15 protein-coding genes are annotated in these 17,882 nt (G+C 69.0%); 4 read left to right on the top strand and 11 right to left on the bottom strand.

Going from position 1 to position 17,882, the window contains the following annotated elements; all coding sequences use genetic code 11:
• Positions 1–101: 101 nt before the first annotated feature.
• Positions 102–1,022, bottom strand: a complete 921-nt coding sequence (locus ACS5Q7_RS17945) for an alpha/beta fold hydrolase (RefSeq protein ID WP_478340630.1) — start codon at positions 1,020–1,022, stop codon at positions 102–104.
• The gene (locus ACS5Q7_RS17940) at positions 1,019–1,558 is read right to left on the bottom strand and encodes a phasin family protein (protein ID WP_478340629.1); all 540 of its coding nucleotides are present in this window, start codon (positions 1,556–1,558) and stop codon (positions 1,019–1,021) included. The genes ACS5Q7_RS17945 and ACS5Q7_RS17940 overlap by 4 nt, the downstream gene beginning before the upstream one ends.
• 224 nt (positions 1,559–1,782) lie before the next feature.
• Between ACS5Q7_RS17940 and ACS5Q7_RS17935 the strand changes: the two genes are divergently transcribed.
• Positions 1,783–3,429 (top strand): AMP-binding protein, encoded by a 1,647-nt coding sequence (locus tag ACS5Q7_RS17935; RefSeq protein ID WP_478340628.1) that lies wholly within the window; start codon positions 1,783–1,785, stop codon positions 3,427–3,429.
• Between the two features lie 125 nt (positions 3,430–3,554).
• Here the strand turns inward: ACS5Q7_RS17935 and ACS5Q7_RS17930 are convergent, their stop codons facing one another.
• Positions 3,555–3,773: a hypothetical protein gene (locus ACS5Q7_RS17930; protein ID WP_478340627.1), complete on the bottom strand. Its 219-nt coding sequence runs from the start codon at positions 3,771–3,773 to the stop codon at positions 3,555–3,557.
• A 95-nt stretch (positions 3,774–3,868) separates the two neighbouring features.
• Between ACS5Q7_RS17930 and xseA the strand changes: the two genes are divergently transcribed.
• Entirely contained in the window at positions 3,869–5,494 is a 1,626-nt protein-coding gene (gene xseA / locus ACS5Q7_RS17925; protein ID WP_478340626.1) for an exodeoxyribonuclease VII large subunit, read from the top strand.
• A 167-nt stretch (positions 5,495–5,661) separates the two neighbouring features.
• On the opposite strand, the gene ACS5Q7_RS17920 is transcribed toward xseA, so the two are convergent.
• On the bottom strand, positions 5,662–6,405 hold the full coding sequence (locus tag ACS5Q7_RS17920) for a GNAT family N-acetyltransferase (protein WP_478340625.1): 744 nt from the start codon (positions 6,403–6,405) through the stop codon (positions 5,662–5,664).
• Positions 6,406–6,465: 60 nt separating this feature from the next.
• Here ACS5Q7_RS17920 and ACS5Q7_RS17915 point away from each other — a divergent pair, with 60 nt between their 5' ends.
• Together ACS5Q7_RS17915 and ACS5Q7_RS17910 are read left to right on the top strand one after the other, a co-directional pair.
• On the top strand, positions 6,466–7,881 hold the full coding sequence (locus tag ACS5Q7_RS17915) for an alpha/beta hydrolase (RefSeq protein WP_478340624.1): 1,416 nt from the start codon (positions 6,466–6,468) through the stop codon (positions 7,879–7,881).
• A complete protein-coding gene (locus tag ACS5Q7_RS17910; RefSeq protein ID WP_478340623.1) occupies positions 7,878–9,428 on the top strand; it encodes a GMC family oxidoreductase in 1,551 nt (516 codons plus the stop codon). Before ACS5Q7_RS17915 ends, ACS5Q7_RS17910 begins: the two co-directional genes overlap by 4 nt.
• A 53-nt stretch (positions 9,429–9,481) precedes the next feature.
• Here the strand turns inward: ACS5Q7_RS17910 and ACS5Q7_RS17905 are convergent, their stop codons facing one another.
• The 7 genes from ACS5Q7_RS17905 to ACS5Q7_RS17875 form a co-directional block, all read right to left on the bottom strand.
• Positions 9,482–10,204, bottom strand: coding sequence for a GNAT family N-acetyltransferase (locus ACS5Q7_RS17905; RefSeq protein ID WP_478340622.1), 723 nt, complete (start codon positions 10,202–10,204; stop codon positions 9,482–9,484).
• A gap of 17 nt (positions 10,205–10,221) precedes the next feature.
• Positions 10,222–11,250 (bottom strand): ABC transporter ATP-binding protein, encoded by a 1,029-nt coding sequence (locus tag ACS5Q7_RS17900; protein WP_478340621.1) that lies wholly within the window; start codon positions 11,248–11,250, stop codon positions 10,222–10,224.
• A complete protein-coding gene (locus ACS5Q7_RS17895) occupies positions 11,247–12,302 on the bottom strand; it encodes an ABC transporter ATP-binding protein (protein ID WP_478340620.1) in 1,056 nt (351 codons plus the stop codon). The genes ACS5Q7_RS17900 and ACS5Q7_RS17895 overlap by 4 nt, the downstream gene beginning before the upstream one ends.
• The gene (locus ACS5Q7_RS17890) at positions 12,299–13,222 is read right to left on the bottom strand and encodes an ABC transporter permease (protein WP_243957411.1); all 924 of its coding nucleotides are present in this window, start codon (positions 13,220–13,222) and stop codon (positions 12,299–12,301) included. Before ACS5Q7_RS17890 ends, ACS5Q7_RS17895 begins: the two co-directional genes overlap by 4 nt.
• 16 nt (positions 13,223–13,238) lie before the next feature.
• Positions 13,239–14,192, bottom strand: a complete 954-nt coding sequence (locus ACS5Q7_RS17885; protein ID WP_478340619.1) for an ABC transporter permease — start codon at positions 14,190–14,192, stop codon at positions 13,239–13,241.
• Positions 14,193–14,341: 149 nt separating this feature from the next.
• On the bottom strand, positions 14,342–15,964 hold the full coding sequence (locus ACS5Q7_RS17880; protein ID WP_478340618.1) for an ABC transporter substrate-binding protein: 1,623 nt from the start codon (positions 15,962–15,964) through the stop codon (positions 14,342–14,344).
• Between the two features lie 148 nt (positions 15,965–16,112).
• Positions 16,113–17,735: an inorganic phosphate transporter gene (locus tag ACS5Q7_RS17875; protein WP_478340617.1), complete on the bottom strand. Its 1,623-nt coding sequence runs from the start codon at positions 17,733–17,735 to the stop codon at positions 16,113–16,115.
• Positions 17,736–17,882: the final 147 nt, after the last annotated feature.

Here is a 17,882-nt window from a genome sequence, read left to right as displayed (position 1 = left end):
GACGCCCCATCTCAGCCCTCCCGCCACGGCTTCGCTTGTTCTTACCCAGGCTCGACTTGCCCGCGCGGCCTCGCCGCAGCGGGGTTTTTGTGCGGGCGCCGTCAGGCCGCCGGACCCAGCCAGTCCGTGACGATGCGGATCTGCTCCGGGTCGAGCAGCGCCGGTGCGTGGCCGCAATGGGGGATCTCGACGCGGTAGGTGCGCGGGCCGCGCCGCATCATCTCGTCGGCCGTGTCCCGTAGGAGCAGGTCCGACTCGACGCCGCGCAGGAGCAGGACCGGACAGGTGATGGCGTCCCAATCGCGCCACATGCTCACGCTGTAGACCCGGCCCGGCCGGAAGGCCTGCCCGATGGCGGGGTCGTAATGCGGGCGCCACCCGCCCGAGGGTTCGGGGAAGAAGCTGTGAATGGCGATGTGGCGCCATTGCTCGTCGGTGAGCGGCCCGAACGCGCCGAGCACGATCCGCAGGCGCGATTCACCGGAGGCGAGGTTGTGGTGCAGGCGCGGCGCGTCCCGCAGGCGATCGCCGATATGGCGGATGGGCGCCCAGGGCAGGAACGGCCCGATATCGTTGATGACGAGCCGGCGGATCGGCGTGTCCTGTGCCGAGGCCAGCACCATGCCGGTGAGGCCCCCGAGGGAGGTGCCGATCCAATCGATCTCGCCCTTCAGATTGAGGTGAGCGATGAGCGCCGCCATGTCGGCGGCGTATTGCGGCAGGGCGTAGAGTTCGGGATCGCGCAGCCAGCCGGAAAGGCCCCGCCCCGGCAGGTCCGGGCAGATCACCCGGTAGCCCATCTTGGCGAGCGCGTAGGCGAGCGGGTCGAAGTCCCGCCCCTGCCGGCTCAGGCCGTGGACGCAGATGATGACACGGCGGCTCTCAGGATCGCCCCAATCGACATAGGCGATGCGGTGGAAGTCCTTGGGCGCGTAGGCGAGGAAATGCCCCGTGCGGAACGGGACATCGGCCTCGCTCAGCTCGTCGAGCCGCAGGGGACGGGCGTCGAGCAGGGTCGTCACCGCGTTTCGGCGCGGATCGCGGCCTCACGCGCGAGGCGCGACGTGGTCTGGTGCAGGTCGACCACCTGATCGGTGATCCGGCGCGACTGGTCCTGCATGAAGCCCACCTGCAACTGCAGCATCTCGCGCGGGTCCGAGGTCGCAGCGAGGCGCTCCGCGAAGTCGAGGGAGGCGCGCACGTTCGTGTCCGAGGCGACGAGCATCCGATGGCCGATCTCGCGCATGGCGAAGAACATCTGGCTCGCGTTGTCCTCGAAGGCGTTGTAGAGGCGCGCGCCGGCCGATTCCCACTGCTCCCGCGCCTTACGGGCGCCCGCGACATTGCTGTCGGTGAGCTGCGTCGCCGCCTCGCGGGTCGAGCCCGCCACCTGCTTCCAGCCCTCGAAGGCCTGGGCCATGGAGGCCTCGAAGGCGTTCAGCGCCTGCTCGCCGGCATGGGCGTAGCGCTCATAGGCCTCGCGGGCCTTGGCGACCGCGCTTTCGGCCATCTCGCGGCGCATCGCGTCCGGTGGGGCCGGCAGGTTGTCGTTGTTCACGTTCGGCTCCCGCTCGCGACGAAGCCGGCTCACCCCGGCAGCGTGGCATTTGACATGACGGCGTGTCCCGTCAACCGCATCGCGGTAACGGCAGCCCGCGACTCGTTACGGAGGACGCAGCCTATTCGATCCCGCCGCCCCGCGCGATTGACAGCGCAGCCGCCCTCGAAATCATGGCGCCAAGGGGCGAACGCCACGCCCGCCGCCTGACCGAGAGGGCCGTCATGACGGACACCCCGATGCCGCCAGCCGGCGGGGCCGCGCACCGCTTCGAAGTGGGGCTGGAACGCAGGGCGGCGAATTACGTGTCCCTGACGCCGGTGAGCCTGCTCGCCCGCGCGGCGGCGGCCTTCGGCGCCCGCGTCGCGGTGATCGACGGTGAGCGCCGCCTCACCTACGCCGCCCTCTACGAGCGCTGCCGCCGCCTCGCCTCCTCACTCGCCGCGCGGGGGATCGGGCGGCTCGATACGGTGGCGATCCTGGCTTCCAACATCCCCGAGATGGTCGAGGCGCATTTCGCCGTGCCGATGCTCGGCGCGGTGCTGAACCCGCTCAACACCCGCCTCGACCCGGCGACCATCGCCTTCTCCCTCCGGCATGGCGGCGCGCGGGTGCTGATCGTCGAGGACGCCCATGCGCCGCTGGCCGCGAAGGCGCTGGCCACGATGGACTCGGCGCCCCTCGTCGTCGCCATCGGCGAGACGGGGATCGCGGACGCCCTCCCCTACGAGGCGCTGATCGAGGCGGGCGACCCCGCCCATGCCTGGGCTCCGCCTGAGGACGAGTGGCAATCCCTCTGCCTGCTCTACACCTCCGGCACGACGGGCGATCCGAAGGGCGCGGTCTACAGCCATCGCGGCGCCTATCTCCAGGCGCTCGGCAATGCCGTGACCTTCGGGCTGTCGGGCGAGAGCGTGTATCTCTGGACCCTGCCGATGTTCCATTGCAGCGGCTGGTCCTACCCCTGGGCCTGCGTGGCGGCGGGCGCGACGCAGGTCTGCCTGCGGAAGGTCGAACCGGCGGATATCTTTCGGCTGATCGCCGAGCACGGGGTGACGCATCTGTGTGGCGCCCCCATCGTCCTGTCGATGATCGCCCATGCCCCCGCGCACGAGCGGCGGGACTTCCCCCAGACGGTGCGCTGCGCGGTCGGCGGCGCGGCGCCCTCCTCCACCATCATCCGCACGATGGAGGAGATGGGCTTCCGCATCACGCACCTGTACGGGGCGACGGAGAGCTACGGCCCGGCCACCGCCTGTCTCGCCCAGCCCGATTGGGCCGACCTATCGGACGAGGAGCGCTACCAGCGCATGGCCCGGCAGGGCGTGGCACTGGCGACCCTCGATGCCGTGACCGTCACCGATCCCGAGATGGGTGAGCCCGTGCCGCAGGACGGCAGCCGGATCGGCGAGATCCGCCTGCGCGGCAACACGATCATGAAGGGCTATCTCGGCAACCCCTCCGCTACGGAGAAGGCGCTGGCCGGCGGCTGGTACGCCACGGGCGACCTCGCCGTCTGGCACGCGGACGGCGCCGTTGAGATCAAGGACCGCTCGAAGGACATCATCATCTCGGGCGGCGAGAACATCTCCAGCCTGGAGGTGGAGGAGGTGCTGATGCGCCATCCCGCGGTGATGCTTGCCGCCGTGGTCGCCCGGCCCGATCCGACCTGGGGCGAGACGCCCTGCGCCTTCCTCGAAGCCAAGCCCGGCAGCGAGGTGCCGAGCCAGGAGACGATCATCGCCTTCTGTCGCGAGCGGATGGCCCGCTACAAGGTGCCGAAGACGGTGGTGTTCGGCCCCTTGCCGAAGACCTCAACGGGCAAGATCCAGAAGTTCGTTCTCCGGGACCGGGCGCGGGAGATCGGCTGAACTCCCGCGTCCACTTCCCTTTCCGTCTTTGCGAGCGGAGCGAAGCAATCCAGAATTAGCGGGCTGCTTCAGAACTCGGCGCCGCCCTGGATTGCTTCGCTGCGCTCGCAATGACGACAGTGCGGTTAGTTCTCCTTCACCCGCCGGCATTCGGTCTTGAGGTAGGCGGTCTTGCCGATATCCTCGCGCAGGTCGGTGCGGGCGATGATCTCCTGCCAGCCGGTGGCGCAGCCGAGTTCATTCGCGACCCGCACCTTGCGGACTTCGAGCGCCTGCGCGTCGGTGCAGGCCTCTTGAGCGATCCCGTTGGCGCAGACCAGCACGACTGCGATGAAGGCGTTCATGGCGTTTCGTCCCCTTGTTGCTCCGGGTGTACATGCTCCCGCAGGGGCCGGTTTCCATCTTTACCGGCACGCCGGGTCCGCCTAGCGTCGTCGCGATGCCCCTGGTCCCCCCTCCCCGCCCCAAGGCCCCGCCGTCGTCCGCGGACGTGCCGCCCTCGTCGGTGCTGGCCGGCAACCAGCCGGAATGGTCGGTGGGCGACCTCGCCGCCGCCCTCAAGCAGACCCTGGAAGAACGCTTCGGCCATGTCCGGCTGCGCGGTGAGATCTCCGGTTTCCGGGGCGTCCATGGCTCCGGCCACGCCTACTTCTCATTGAAGGACGGGCAGGCACGCATCGATGCCGTGGTGTGGAAGGGCGTCTACGGCCGCCTGCGGCAGAAGCCCCAGGAGGGGCTGGAGGTCATCGCCACCGGGCGCATCACGACCTTCGCGGGCAAGTCCTCCTACCAGATCGTCATCGACAGCCTGGAACCCGCCGGGCTCGGTGCGTGGATGGCGTTGCTGGAAGAGCGGCGGAAGATGCTCGCCGCCGAGGGCCTGTTCCTCCCCGAGCACCGCAAGCCTATCCCGTTCCTGCCGAACGTCGTCGGCGTCGTCACCTCGCCGACCGGGGCAGTGATCCGCGACATCCTCCACCGGCTGCAGGACCGCTTCCCTCGCCCCGTCCTCGTCTGGCCGGTGCGCGTGCAGGGCGACGGCGCCGCCGAGGAGGTCGCCGCCGCGATCAGGGGCTTCAACGCCCTGTCGCCCGGTGGCCCCATCCCCCGGCCCGATCTGCTGATCGTCGCCCGCGGCGGCGGCTCGATCGAGGACCTGTGGGCTTTCAACGAGGAATGCGTCGTCCGCGCCGCCTTCGAAAGCGACATCCCGCTGATCTCGGCGGTGGGCCACGAGACCGACACGACGCTGATCGACCACGTGGCCGACCGCCGCGCGCCGACGCCGACCGGCGCGGCCGAGATGGCGGTGCCGGTGCGGGCCGACCTCATCGCCACGGTGGCGGATCTGGCGGCGCGTGGCGGCGGCGCCGTCCGCCGCCGGATCGAGCGCGACCGGGCGGACCTGCGCGGCCTCGCCCGCGCCATGCCCGGCCCCGACATGCTGCTCGCGGCAAAGCGCCAGCGGCTCGACCTCGCGGAGGCGCGCCTCGCTCCGGCGCTGGCGGCCGGCGCCGCCCGCCACCGGGTGAAGCTTCAGGCGCTCCTCGACCGGCTCGCCCGCCGCTCGCCGGAACTCGCCCTCGCCCATGCCCGCGCCCGCCTGGAACGGATCGACGACCGCGCCCACCGCGCGCTCATCGTCGAGGTGAGGCGGAAAGAGGAGCAGGTCGCGCAATTCGGCCGCCGCCTCGTCCTGGCCAAGGAATCCGGGCTGGAGCGCGCCCGCGCCCTCGAAGCACGCCGCCGCGACCGCCTCGCGGGGCTGACGGCGCGGCTCGTCCAGGCCGGGCGACGCGACATCGAGCGCCGCCACAGCCGCCTGCAATCGCTGGCCGATCTGCTCGGGACTCTCAGCTATCGCTCCGTCCTCGACCGGGGCTTCGCCCTGGTCCGCGACGGCGACGGCCGCCCCCTGAAGCAGGCCGAGGAAGCCGAGGCGGCGACGCGCCTGACCCTGCAATTCGCGGACGGGACCGTCGAGGCCGTGCCGGCCAAGGGCAAGCGCCCGGCGCCGCGCGCGAAGAGCCCGAAGGCGAAGCAGGGAACGCTGTTCGACGCCTAACATAGCGCTGAAAAAGTCTCGCGGAGGAGAACAACCATCTCCGTCATTGCGAGCGTAGCGAAGCAATCCAGTGTCAGCGGGCCGTTTCCGAACGTGGCGCGTCCCTGGATTGCTTCGCTACGCTCGCAATGACGTGGTCACGGCATGAGCGGAGTTCCCCTAATGCGCTAATCCCGGACCCGGTAATGGTAGCGGTACAACTCTCTAGTGAAGCCGAGGCTCTGGTAGAGGGTGATTGCCGCCGTGTTGCTGTCCTCGACCTGAAGGCAGACGGCGCTGGCACCCGTCTCCGCGCCCCAGCGCATCAAGCCGGCCACCGCCCTCCGCGCGAAGCCATGCCGACGCAGGGCCTCCGGCACGGCCACCGACTCGATCACCAGCAGCGCCCCGGCCCGGACGCCGAAGCAGATGGCGCCGATCCCGTCCGGCCCCTCCACCGACACGAAGGCGCGCGGCAGCAGGATCGCCTCCGTCACCATGCGGAACGTCCGCGCCGTCTCGGCATGATGGCCGCTCACGGCATCGCGGATGGCGAGCCATTCCAGTGAGGGGGCCGGCGCGACAGTGACCTCGGCCTCAGCGCAGTCGCCGAGATCGCGGTACAGGGTTCGGGTTTCGCCGATGGCGCGGTAGCCCCTCCGTTCGAGAGCGGGGAGCATCTGCGCGGCGATGTCGGGCACGCGGAAGATCGGCCGCTGTCCGAGCCCGGCATAGATCGCCTCGCTGGCGTCTATCGCCGCGTCCGGGTCGCCCGCCCCGCGCAGGGGATTGCACGAGTTGATGCGCTTCGAGGATCCGCCCGCCGCGCGGAGGAGATAGCCATGGACGAGGGCGTGACGCGGGCTTGGCCACGCGTTCAGGCACGCCTCTTCCACCTGCCAGCACAGATCATCCGTGACTGATCCCGCCATCATCCATCCTGCGATGTCGCACCGACTTGAACTCGGTTAAGCTCGCGCGATGTCCGGCTCATGACCGGACGCCCCCCAGACACCCTGTTCTGCCTCCACTTTCTAGGCGGAAGCACCCGAAGCTGGGAGGCCCTCGCGCGAGCCCTCGACGGCACCGCACGCCTCGTCCCCGTCGACCTGCCGGGCTTCGGCGCGGCGAGCGGCCAATCGGGATACGGCATCGACGCCATGGCCGACGCCGTGACGGAGGCCATCGTCGCCGCCGCGCCGGGGCCGTTCCGCCTCGCCGGCCACAGCATGGGCGCCAAGGTCGCCCTCGCCCTCGCCCGGCGTGCCGAGGATGGTGACGACCGGCTGGAGGGGCTTTCGGGCCTCGTGCTGATCTCCGGCTCGCCGCCGAGCCCGGAGCCGATCCCCGAGGATCGCCGCGCGAAGATGCTCGCCTGGATCGACGCCGACGACGAGACCCGCGCCAGGGAGGCGCGGGCGTTCGTGCGGGCGAACGTCGCCGCGAAGCTTGCGCCGGAGGCCGAGGACCGGGCCGTCGAGGATGTGCTTCGTGCCGCCCCCGAAGCCTGGAAGGCGTGGTTGAACTCCGGGTCGAATGAGGATCATTGCCGCCGCATCGGCACGCTGCGGATGCCCGCCCTCGTCCTCGCCGGATCCGAGGACGCCGATCTTGGCGCCGACGCCCAGGCGGCGCTGATGATGCCGCATCTTCCGAACGGACGCCTCGTGACGGTGGAGGGCGTCGCGCATCTGCTGCCGATGGAGAAGCCGGAGGAGCTGGCCCGCCTGCTCCGCGAGCCGATATCCGCCGCCGCTGCGCCGAACACTTTCCCCGTTCCCGCCGATTACGATGCGCTGATCGCGTCCGACCGGGTCAATTCCCGCCTGCGCGAGACCCTTCGCCAGCGCGCCGAGCCCGACGATCCGGCCTACACGCCGAAGGCGGTCGATGCGGTGGAATTCGCGATCCTGCGGGCGGTCTTCGCGCGGGTGCTGCCCGTGCCGGGCCTCGACGTCGCGGCGCGGCTCGATGCGCGGCTGGCCTCCGGCGGCGGGGACGGCTGGCGCTTCGTCGCCCTGCCGCCCGATGCGGAGGCCTATCGCGCCGCGCTCCGCACGCTCGATGCGGCGTCGCGGGCCGCCCACGAACGCCCCTTCGTCGCGCTGGACGAGGCGGGGCAGGACGCTCTCCTGACGCTGGCGCAGAAGGGCGAACTGTCCGTACCGGACTCGCTCGGCGGCCGGCTCGATGCCGACCGGATGCGCTTCTGGTTCGAGGATGTGCGGGCGGATGCCGTGCGCCTGTACCTCGCCCATCCGGCAGCGCTTGCCAGCATCGGCTTCTCCGGGATCGGCGCGGGCGGTGACAGCCCCGAACCCCTGGCCGCCGGCCTGCCGGGCTTCCACAGCACCGGCCTCGATTCCCCTGAAAGCTGGGAGCCCCGCTCCACGGAGTCCGCACGATGAACCTCGATTCCATGCGGACTTATGCCGAGGGCGATACGGTCGATGTCGTCGTGGTCGGCACCGGGGCCGGCGGCGCCCCCGTCATCGCCAAGCTGGCGGCCTCGGGCCTGTCGGTCGTCGCCCTGGAAGCCGGGCCGAACTTCCGGCCGGAAAAGTTCGCCTTCGATGAAACGCTGGCCGACGAAATCTACTGGACCGACGAACGCCTGAGCGGCGGCTCGACGCCGGAGGCCTTCGGCGCCAACAACAGCGGCACGGGTGTCGGCGGCTCGACGCTGCACTGGGGCGCCTTCGTGCCCCGCGCCGATGCCCGCGACCTGCGCCTGTTTACGGAGAGCGGCGAAGGTGTCGACTGGCCCCTCGAGCACGCGGAGCTTGTGCCCTACTACGAGCGCGTCGAAGGCTTTCTCGGCGTATCAGGCCCGCCGACCTATCCGTGGGATGCGTCGCGCCGCTATCCGTTGCCGCCGGTCAAGCGGAACGGCCCGGCCGAGATCATGGCCGGCGCCTGCGACAGCCGGGGCATCCGCTGGGCCGACGCGCCCGCCGCCTTGGTCTCGCGCGAGTTCCAGTCCGAGGACGGGCCTCTCCGCCATGGCTGCATCAATTGCGGCTTCTGCCACCAGGGCTGCCGCAACGGCGCCAAGGCGAGCATGGACGTGACCTACCTGCCGCTCGCGGTCGCGCATGGTGCGGAGATCCGGCCGGAAAGCTTCGTCACCGGCTTCGAGCGTGGGGCCGACGGGCGGATCTCGGCGGTGATCTACAGCCACGGGGGCCGCGAAACGCGCCAGCGCTGCCGGGCGGTGTTTCTCAGCGCGGGCGCCGTCGAGACGCCGCGTCTGCTGCTGCACAACGACCTCGCCAACGGCAGCGGGCAGGTCGGGCGCAACTACATGGGCCATGTGGCGACGCAGGTCTGGGGCACCTTCGACCACGAGGTGCGGATGAACCGGGGCTATCCCTCCTCGCTCATCACCGAGGATTTCATCCGCGCCGAGGGGGCCGACTTCGCGGGCGGCTACCTGATCCAGAGCCTCGGCGTGGTGCCGCTCACCTTCGGCAACGCGGTGGCACGCGGGCGCGGCCTGTGGGGCAAGGCGCTCACCGACTATCTCGGCCGCTACAATCACCTCGCAGGAATCGGCATCAACGGCGAGACGCTGCCCTGCGATGCCAACGTGCTGACGCTCTCGGATGAGGTCGATGCACGGGGGATGCGCAAGGCGCAGATCGACTTCGGCTACTCCACCAACGAGGAGCGGCTGAACGCCCATGCCACCAAGGTGATGCGCGAACTGTGGGAGGCGGCGGGCGCCATGGACATCTGGGTGCTGGAGCGTGTGGCCCACACGATCGGCACCTGCCGGATGGGCCACGACGGCGATACGGCGGTGGTCGATCCGTTCGGCCGCAGTTTCGAGATCGACAACCTTTGGATCAGCGACGGCTCGACCTTCCCGAGTTCGCTGGCGGCCAACCCGGCGCTGACGATCATGGCGCTGGCGTTGCGCAGCGCGGATCGCTTCTTGGCCAGCCGATCCTGACAGCTCCAACGTCATTGCGAACGCAGTGAAGCAATGACGACGGTGAACGGCAGTCAGCCGCGAATCTCCGCGAGGCTTCGACGCTGACGCCCCTCGGCGTCGAAGTTCTCCGGGGCAAGCCAGGTCTGGAAGGCGTCCCGCAGGCGCGGCCAGTCCGCGTCGGTGACGGCGTACCACGCCGTATCCCGCGAGCGGCCCTTCACCACTACCGCCTTGCGGAAGATGCCCTCGAACGCGAAGCCGTAGCGCAGGGCCGCCGCGCGCGAGGGCGCGTTGAGGCTGTCGCATTTCCACTCGTAGCGGCGGTAGCCGAGTTCATCAAAGGCGCGGGCCATCATTAGGGCCATGGCCTCCGTGGCCGCCGGCTTGCGCTGCAAAGTCGGGCCGAAATGCAGATGGCCGACCTCGATCACCCCATTGGCCGGGTCGATGCGGAGATACGAGGCGATGCCGAGCGGTTCGCTCGTCTGCGCGTCGAGGATCGTGTGGAACAGCGGGTCGTCTCCCGCCGCCTGCCGGTCCAGGCGCTCGCGGAACGCGGCCTCCGTCTCCGGCAATTCGTCCATCAGGTAGGTCCAGCTGCGCCGGTCAAGCGCGCCCTGGAAGAGCGCGTAGAGCTTCGCCGCATGGGCCGCCGGATCGAGGGGCACCACGTGGCAGAACCGGCCACGCATCGGCGTGCGCGGCGGACGCGGACGTGGCGTCCACTCCGGCAGCGCCGGCCCGATGGGCTGGCCGTACTCGTTCAAGCGCTCGGACGAATCGGTGTGGCTCATCCGAGCATCTTATTCCATCAGGCCATTTCCACCGCCACCGGCTGCGGCCCGGAGCGATAGGCGGACGAGGCTTCGTCGGTGAACCAGCAGGCCGCCCGGTGACCGGGGGAGAGTTCCACCTCCGGCGGCATCTCCTTCCGGCACCGGTCTTCGGCGAGGAAGCAGCGCGGCGCGAAGGGGCAGCCCGGCGGGCGGTTGGCGAGATCGGGCGGGCTTCCGGGGATGGTCTGGAGGCGGCTGCCCTTGTCCATCGCGCCCTCGGCGCGGCTGCGCAGGAGGCCGATCGTGTAGGGATGGTGCGGATCGCGCACGATCTCCTTGGCGGTGCCGACCTCCACGATCTTGCCCGCGTACATCACCGCGATCCGGTCCGCGACCTCCACCGCCGCGCCGAGATCATGCGTGACGATGACGATGGACAGGCCGAGATCCCGCTGCAACTCGCGCAGCAGGAGCAGCACCTGGATCTGCACCGTGGCGTCGAGCGCCGTGGTCGGCTCGTCGGCGAGCAGCACCTGCGGTCGGCAGGCGAGCGCCAGGGCGATCATCGCCCGCTGCCGCATCCCGCCCGACATCTCGTGCGGGTAATTGTCGAGGCGCCGCTCCGGGCTCGGGATGCGGACCCGCTCGAACAGGGCGAGCGCCCGCGCCCGGGCATCCTTGGACGAGATCTTTTCGTGGCGCTGGATCGATTCGGTGATCTGCCGGCCCACCGAGTAGACCGGATCGAAGGCGAGCAGCGGCTCCTGGAAGATCATAGAGACGTCGCCGCCCCGGAAATGCGACAGCGCCTTGGTGTCGAGGGCGAGCACGTCCTTGCCCGCCGCCAGGATCTTGCCCTCGATCCGGCTGCGCCCTGCCGGGAACAGCCGCAGGATCGACCGGAGCGTCACGCTCTTGCCGGAGCCGGATTCGCCGATCAGCGCCAGGGCCTGCCCGCGTTCGACCTTGAGGTCGACGCCATCGACCACCTGCGTCTTGCCGAAGGCGACCCGCAGGCCGGACAGTTCGACGGCCGCGCCGTTCCGTGCCTGTGCCGTGCTCATGCCGCGATGGCCTCCGAGGGGGCGGCCGAATGGCCCGAACCCGGCTGGCGGGCGAGGCAGGCGACGCGATGCAGGGGCATGACCGGGGAAAGCGAGGGCTCGACCGCCGAGCAGACCCCTTCCGCCAGGGTGCAACGGGGGTGGAAGCGACAGCCGGAGGGCGGGTCGATGGGGTTCGGCGGATCGCCCGCGAGCAGGGCTTCCTGCGTCCGGTTGTCGGGATCCAGCGAGGGCATCGAGGCCAGCAACGCCTGCGTATAGGGGTGCGAGGGCGCGGCGAGCACCTGATCCGACGGGCCGATCTCGGCGACGCGGCCGAGATACATCACCATCACCCGGTCGGAGATGAAGCGCACGACGTTCAGGTCGTGGCTGATGAAGATGTAGGTGAGGCCGAACTCGGCCTTGAGGTCGAGGAGCAGGTTGAGCACCTGCGCCTCCACCGACTTGTCGAGGGCTGAGACGGCCTCGTCCAAGAGCACGAGGCGCGGTTCGAGCGCCAGCGCGCGGGCGATGTTCACCCGCTGCCGCTGGCCGCCGGAGATCTCGTGCGGGTAGCGGCCGGCGAAGCGCTTCGGCTCCAGGCCGACGCGGGCGAGCAGAGCGCGGGCGCGCTCCACCGCCTGCCGGCCCGGCACGCCGTTCACCTTCGGCCCGAAAGCGATGGATTGCTCCACCGTCATGCGCGGGTTCAGCGAAGCGTAGCTGTCCTGGAAGACCATCTGCGCCTGCCGCCGGTAATTGCGCCAGGGCATGGCCCGCTCGCCGATGGGCTGTCCGTCGTAGAGCATATCGCCGGAATCACGCTCGATCAGGCCCATGATGAGCTTGGCCGTCGTTGACTTGCCGCAGCCGGATTCGCCGACGATGCCCAGCGTCTCACCCTTCAGCACGTCGAAATCGACGCCATCGACGGCGCGCACCACCTTCCTCGGGCCGGTGCCCTTGCGGACGGGGAAGTGCTTGATGAGGCCGGAGACTGAGAGAAGCGGCTGGGCGGGGCCGCCGCGGTCGGTGGCGAAAGGATCGGGGCCGTTCGGGATGACGCTCACTGGCGGATCTCCATGGCGCTGCGCAGCCCGTCCGAGAACAGGTTGAAGGAGATCGACACGATGAAGATCGCGAGGCCCGGCAGGGCCGCCACGACGGGGTTCACGTAGATCGCCGTGCGCAGGGTGTTGAGCATGAGGCCCCATTCCGGCTCCGGCGGGCGCACGCCCAGACCGAGGAAGGACAGGCCCGAGGCGAGGATCATCGACACGGAGATGAGGCTGGTCGAGTAGACGAAGATCGGCCCGACCACGTTGCCGAGCACCTGCACCCGCATGATGGTGAAGGCCGAGGCGCCGGAGAGCTTGGCGGCGTCGATGTAGTCCCGCCGCCGGATGCCGGTGGTGACGCTCTCGGCCACGCGGGCGATCTGCGGAACGAACACGCAGGTGAGCGAGACGATCGAGTTGAAGATGCCGGCGCCCAGCGCTCCCGAAAGGGCGATGGCGAGCAGCACCGAGGGGAAGGCGAAGAATACGTCGATGGTGCGCATCAGGATCGTGTTCGTCCAGCCGCCGACATAGCCGGCGAGGATGCCGATGCCGGAGCCGATGACGAAGGCGATCAGCACGGGCGTGACACCCATGAACAGCGACAGCCGCGAGCCGAGCATCAGCCGGCTGATCATGTCGCGGCCGAGCTCGTCCGAGCCGAGCCAGTAGGTCGCGTCGCCCACCGGCTTCAGCCGGCGCAGCATCGAGCCCTTGTACGGGTCCATGGGCGTGATCCACGGCGACAGGATCGCGATGGCGATGACGATCAGGATGAGGATCCCGGCCGCCATCGCGACGGGATCGCGCACCAGCCGGTGGCCGACATGGCCCCAGAAGCCCCGCGAGGCGATGAAGGCCTCCGGGGCGTCGGGGGCGGCGGTGATATTGCCGTCGAGGGCGACGGAGCCGGCAGTGAGGGGGGCAGTCATGGCCGTTCCTCCTGTCTCAGGCGCGCTCGATGCGCGGATCGAGGGCGGTCTGCATCACGTCCACGATGAGGTTGAGGGCGACGAAGAACATCGCCAGCACGAGGATCGAGCCCTGAAGCAGGGGCAGGTCGCGCTGGAAGATCGCCGCGTTCAAGAGGAACCCGGTGCCCGGCCATGCGAACACGGTCTCGATCAGGATCGAGCCGCCGAGCAGGTAGCCGAGCTGAAGCCCCATGATGGCGAGCGCGGTCGGCGCGGCGTTGCGCACCACGTGCTTGAACACGCCAAACTCGCTGAGGCCCTTCGCGCGCAGCGCCTCCACGAAATCCTGGGAGAGGATGTCGGCGACGAGCGCCCGCACCGTGCGGGCGATGATGCCCATCGGGATCACCGCCATCGTGACGGCGGGGAGGATGATGTAGCGCAGGTGATCGAAATCCGGCCGCCAGTTGCCGGAGCCGTCCGGCCCCGCCCCCGTTGGCGGCAGCCAGCCGAGGGTGGCCGAGAACACGATCACCAGCACCATGCCGAGCCAGTAATGCGGCACGCTCACGCCGAAGACCGAGAGGGCCGAGGCCACGCGGTCGAGGATGGAGTTGCGGCGATAGCCGGCCACGAAGCCGAAGAACACGCCGAAGGTGAACCCGATCAACGTCGCGACGCTGGCGAGGATCAGCGAATTGACGACCGCGCGGCCGACCTCCTGCGCGACCGGGCGCCCGGTGGCGATGGACACGCCGAGATCGCCATGGAGCACGTGCCACAGCCAGATCGCGTACTGGATCGGCAGCGGCTTATCGAACCCGTAGGCCGCCCGCATGTCATCGATGGTCTGCTGCGTGGCATCGGCCGGGAGGACCGCGCTGAGGGGATCGCCGGGGGCGAGGTGGACGAGGAGAAAGCACACCACGCTGACGCCGAAGGCGACCGGGGTGACGGTGACGAGGCGTTTCAGGATGTAGAGGAGCATAGGCCTCACATTCACTTATCGATTATTTCAATCTCTCTTCGTCATTGCGAGCGCCAGCGAAGCAATCCAGGGCAGCGGGACGTCCGAAACCATGGCGGATCCCTGGATTGCTTCGCGTTGCTCGCAATGACGGTGGCGGAGGCGTGCCGCTAGCGGCCAGCCGTCGCCATGGTGATGTTCGAGAAGTCCTGGAACCAGTTCTGCGCCTGGACGAAGCCCTTCACCTTCGAGCTCATGGCGCGGGGATTCACGTCGTGGGTGATCATCACGAACACCGCGTCATCGACGTATTTCTCATGGACCTTTTGTAGCACCTTGACCTGCTCGTCCTTGTCGAAGGTGTTGCGGACCTGATCGAACAGCTTGTCCATCTCAGGGTCGCAGTAATACCCCCAGTTGGTGCCGTTCGGCGGCGCCAGATTGCATTGTAGGTGGCGGATGAACCCGGTGAAGGGGTCCTGAATGAAGTACGAGTAGTTGATCGCGCTGACCCCGCGCGAGATGTCGGCCTTGGCGCCGGCCCGCCAGATGTTGATGAGCGTGTTCCACTCCACGACCTGATATTCGACCTGCACCCCGACATCGGCGAGGTTCTGCTGGACGAACTCGTTCATCGGCAGCGGCTGCATCTGGCCGGAGCCGGAGGCCGAGATCGCCACCTTGAGCTCGAGGGGCTTGGCCGTGCTGTAGCCGGCCTCCGCGAGAAGCTTCTTCGCGGCGTCCGGATCGTACTTCACATCGAAAGTCGGCTTGCCGAACCATTGGTGGCCGGGGGGCATGAAGCCCTTGGCCGGAATGGCGAGTCCGCCGAGCAGTTCCTTCATCCCCTCGCGGTCGATGGCGAGGTTCACCGCCTTGCGCACGCGGATGTCGTTCCAGGGCGAGCCCTCGACGCGGGAGAGATGCCACGTCCAGTTATGCGGATAGGCGTTGGTGACGATGCTGAAGCCGGCGCTCTTCAGCGAGGCGACGGCATCGGGTGCGGGCGCCTCGATCCAGTCAACCTGGCCGGAGCGGAGCGCCGCGACGCGGGCATTGGCCTCCGGCAACGGCACCAGAACGAGCTTGTCGAGCTTCGGAACACGCGCCTTGTCCCAATAGGCCGTATTCGGCGCCATCTCGGCCCGCTCACGCGGGGCGAACAGGGTGAGCTTCCACGGGCCGGTGCCAGAGGGATGCTTGGCGAACTCGTCCCAGGACTTGCCGAGCTTCTCCCACTGCGCCGGAGACGACATCATGATCCAGGCGACCTGATAGGGAAACGTCGCGTCCGGGGCCTTCGTGACCAGTTCGACGGTCAGCGGATCGACCGCGCGGTAGCTCGCGATCGACGGGATGCGGGTCTTGCCCTGGGCCGATTGGCGCGGATCGTATTGCGGGGAATCGGCCTTCAGGAGCTTGTCGAGGTTCCAGACCACCGCGTCGGCGGTGAAGTCGGAACCGTCGTGGAATTTCACGCCGGGGCGGAGCTTGAAGACCCATTTGGTCTTGTCGTTGGGATCGACCGTCCAGCTCTCCGCGAGGCCGGGGACGAGGTCGGAGGCCTTGGTGGCGCTGGACAGGTCCCAATTGATGAGCCCGTCATAGACTGTGTAGCCCATGAAGCGCATGCCCTCGCCGCCATTGTCGGCCTGGCCGGTGGTGAGGGGGATGTCGGAGGCGGTCATGCCGATGCGCAGCACGCCCTGCGCGAGGCTCGCGGAGGTGGCGGCGAGCAGCAGGGCACCGGCGAGCGCCGCACGGGCGCCTGACTTGGGAAGAACGACGGTCATGAGAAAGGGGTCTGCTCCTGGCCCCGGGCCTGTCATGCCCGGTCTGGCCAGCCTTCATGCAAACCCTCGGCCAACCGGCCGAATGCAAAATGCGGCGGCTCCGTTGGGGAGCCGCCGCATCGTTGCGGTTTAGGGGGATGGACGAACGTCAGAAGGCGTGGCGCAGGATGAAGAACAGCCCCGCCGCCAGCGTGATGGCGGCCGGCAGGGTGAGAACCCAGGCGAGCGCCATGTTGCGCACGGTTGCGACCTGCAGGCCCGATCCGTTGGCGGCCATCGTGCCAGCAACGCCCGACGACAGGATATGCGTCGTGGAGACCGGCAGGCCGTAGAGCTCGGCGAGGCCGATCGTGCCGGCCGCGACGATCTCGGCCGAGGCGCCCTGGGCGTAGGTCAGGTGCGTCTTGCCGATGCGCTCGCCGACGGTGACGACGATGCGCTTCCAGCCGACCATGGTGCCGAGGCCGAGCGCCAGGGCGACGCAGACCTTCACCCAGGTCGGGATGTAGCGGGTGCCCTCGTTGAGCAGGCCGGTATAGCCCTTCAGGGTCGCCGTCTCGGAATCGTTCAGCGCGGCGCCCGATTTCGGCAGGAGGCGCACCGCGTCCGAAGTGAGGTACATGTCGCTGCGCAGGTTCGGGGTCTGCGCCGCCGGGATCGCGCGCACTGCGCCGTAGTTCTTCACCTTCTCGGCGATGTCGTTCGACAGCGCCTGGAGGGAGGCGAACACCTCCGGCTTGTTCAGGCCGTTGGTCTTCAGCGCGTCGGCCACGACGCCCCGCGCCTTGGCGGCATCCGGAACGGTCGCGCCGCCGGCATGGGCGGCGAACACGGTGCCGGCCAGCTGCGATTGCTGCACGAAGCCCGGCGTCGCCGTCTCGGACATGGTGCGGTTCAACGCGTAGGCCGTGGGCGCCGCGCCGATCAGGATGAGCATGATTAGGCCCATGCCCTTCTGCCCATCATTGCCGCCGTGGAAGAACGACACGAGGGTGCAGGTGAGGATCAGAAGACCGCGGATCCACAGCGGGGGCGGCGACTCGCCCTTCGGAGCCTCGTAGAGATCCTTGCGGCGCACGGCGAACTTGAGGACCAGCAGGAGCAGCGCGGCGAGGACGAAGCCGCAGACCGGCGAGAACAGCAGCGCCTTGAACACGTTCAGCGCTTGGCCCCAGTCGACGCCGGCGCTCCCGTCGCCGCCGCGCATCAGCTGATTGGCGAGGCCGACGCCGAGCACCGAGCCGATAAGGGCGTGCGAGGACGAGTTCGGCAGGCCGAGCGCCCAGGTGCCGAGGTTCCACAGGATCGCGGCGATGAGCAGCGAGAAGATCATCGCGTAGCCCGCGCTCGAGCCGACATCGAGGATCAGGTCCACCGGCAGCAGGGTCACGATGGCGTAGGCCACCGCGCCAGAGGAGAGCATCACGCCGAGGAAGTTGAAGAAGCCGGACCAGATCACCGCGACCAGGGGCGGCAGGGAGTGGGTATAGATCACCGTGGCGACGGCGTTCGCCGTGTCGTGGAAGCCGTTCACGAACTCGAAGCCGAGCGCGATCAGCAGGGCGAGACCGAGCAGCGCGAAGGCGCCGTAGGCGAGAGGGGCTTCGCCCACCGAGTTCATATCGGCGATGAGATTGATGACGCCGTAGGACAATCCGGCGATGAGCACGAGCAGGAAGACGACGATTCCCGCGCGGTGCGTGCCGCCATCGAGCCTTGGGCCGGTACGGCCGATCGGAGGGGAACCGGATAAGACGGATGAGTCGGACATGGTGGTCTCGCGACGGCGCTTGGACACCTTAGCGCTAGTCCCGCCACCCGACAGGTGTGTGACACTTCGTTAACTCATCACAGCCAGCATCCGCTCATGCCCAGAATTTAGGCAAAGGCCGTCGTGGGAAGCCGCCACGATGTATCC

The sequence above is a fragment of the Methylobacterium sp. Gmos3 genome (assembly GCF_056430985.1).
This window is presented reverse-complemented; position numbering and strand designations above follow the sequence as displayed.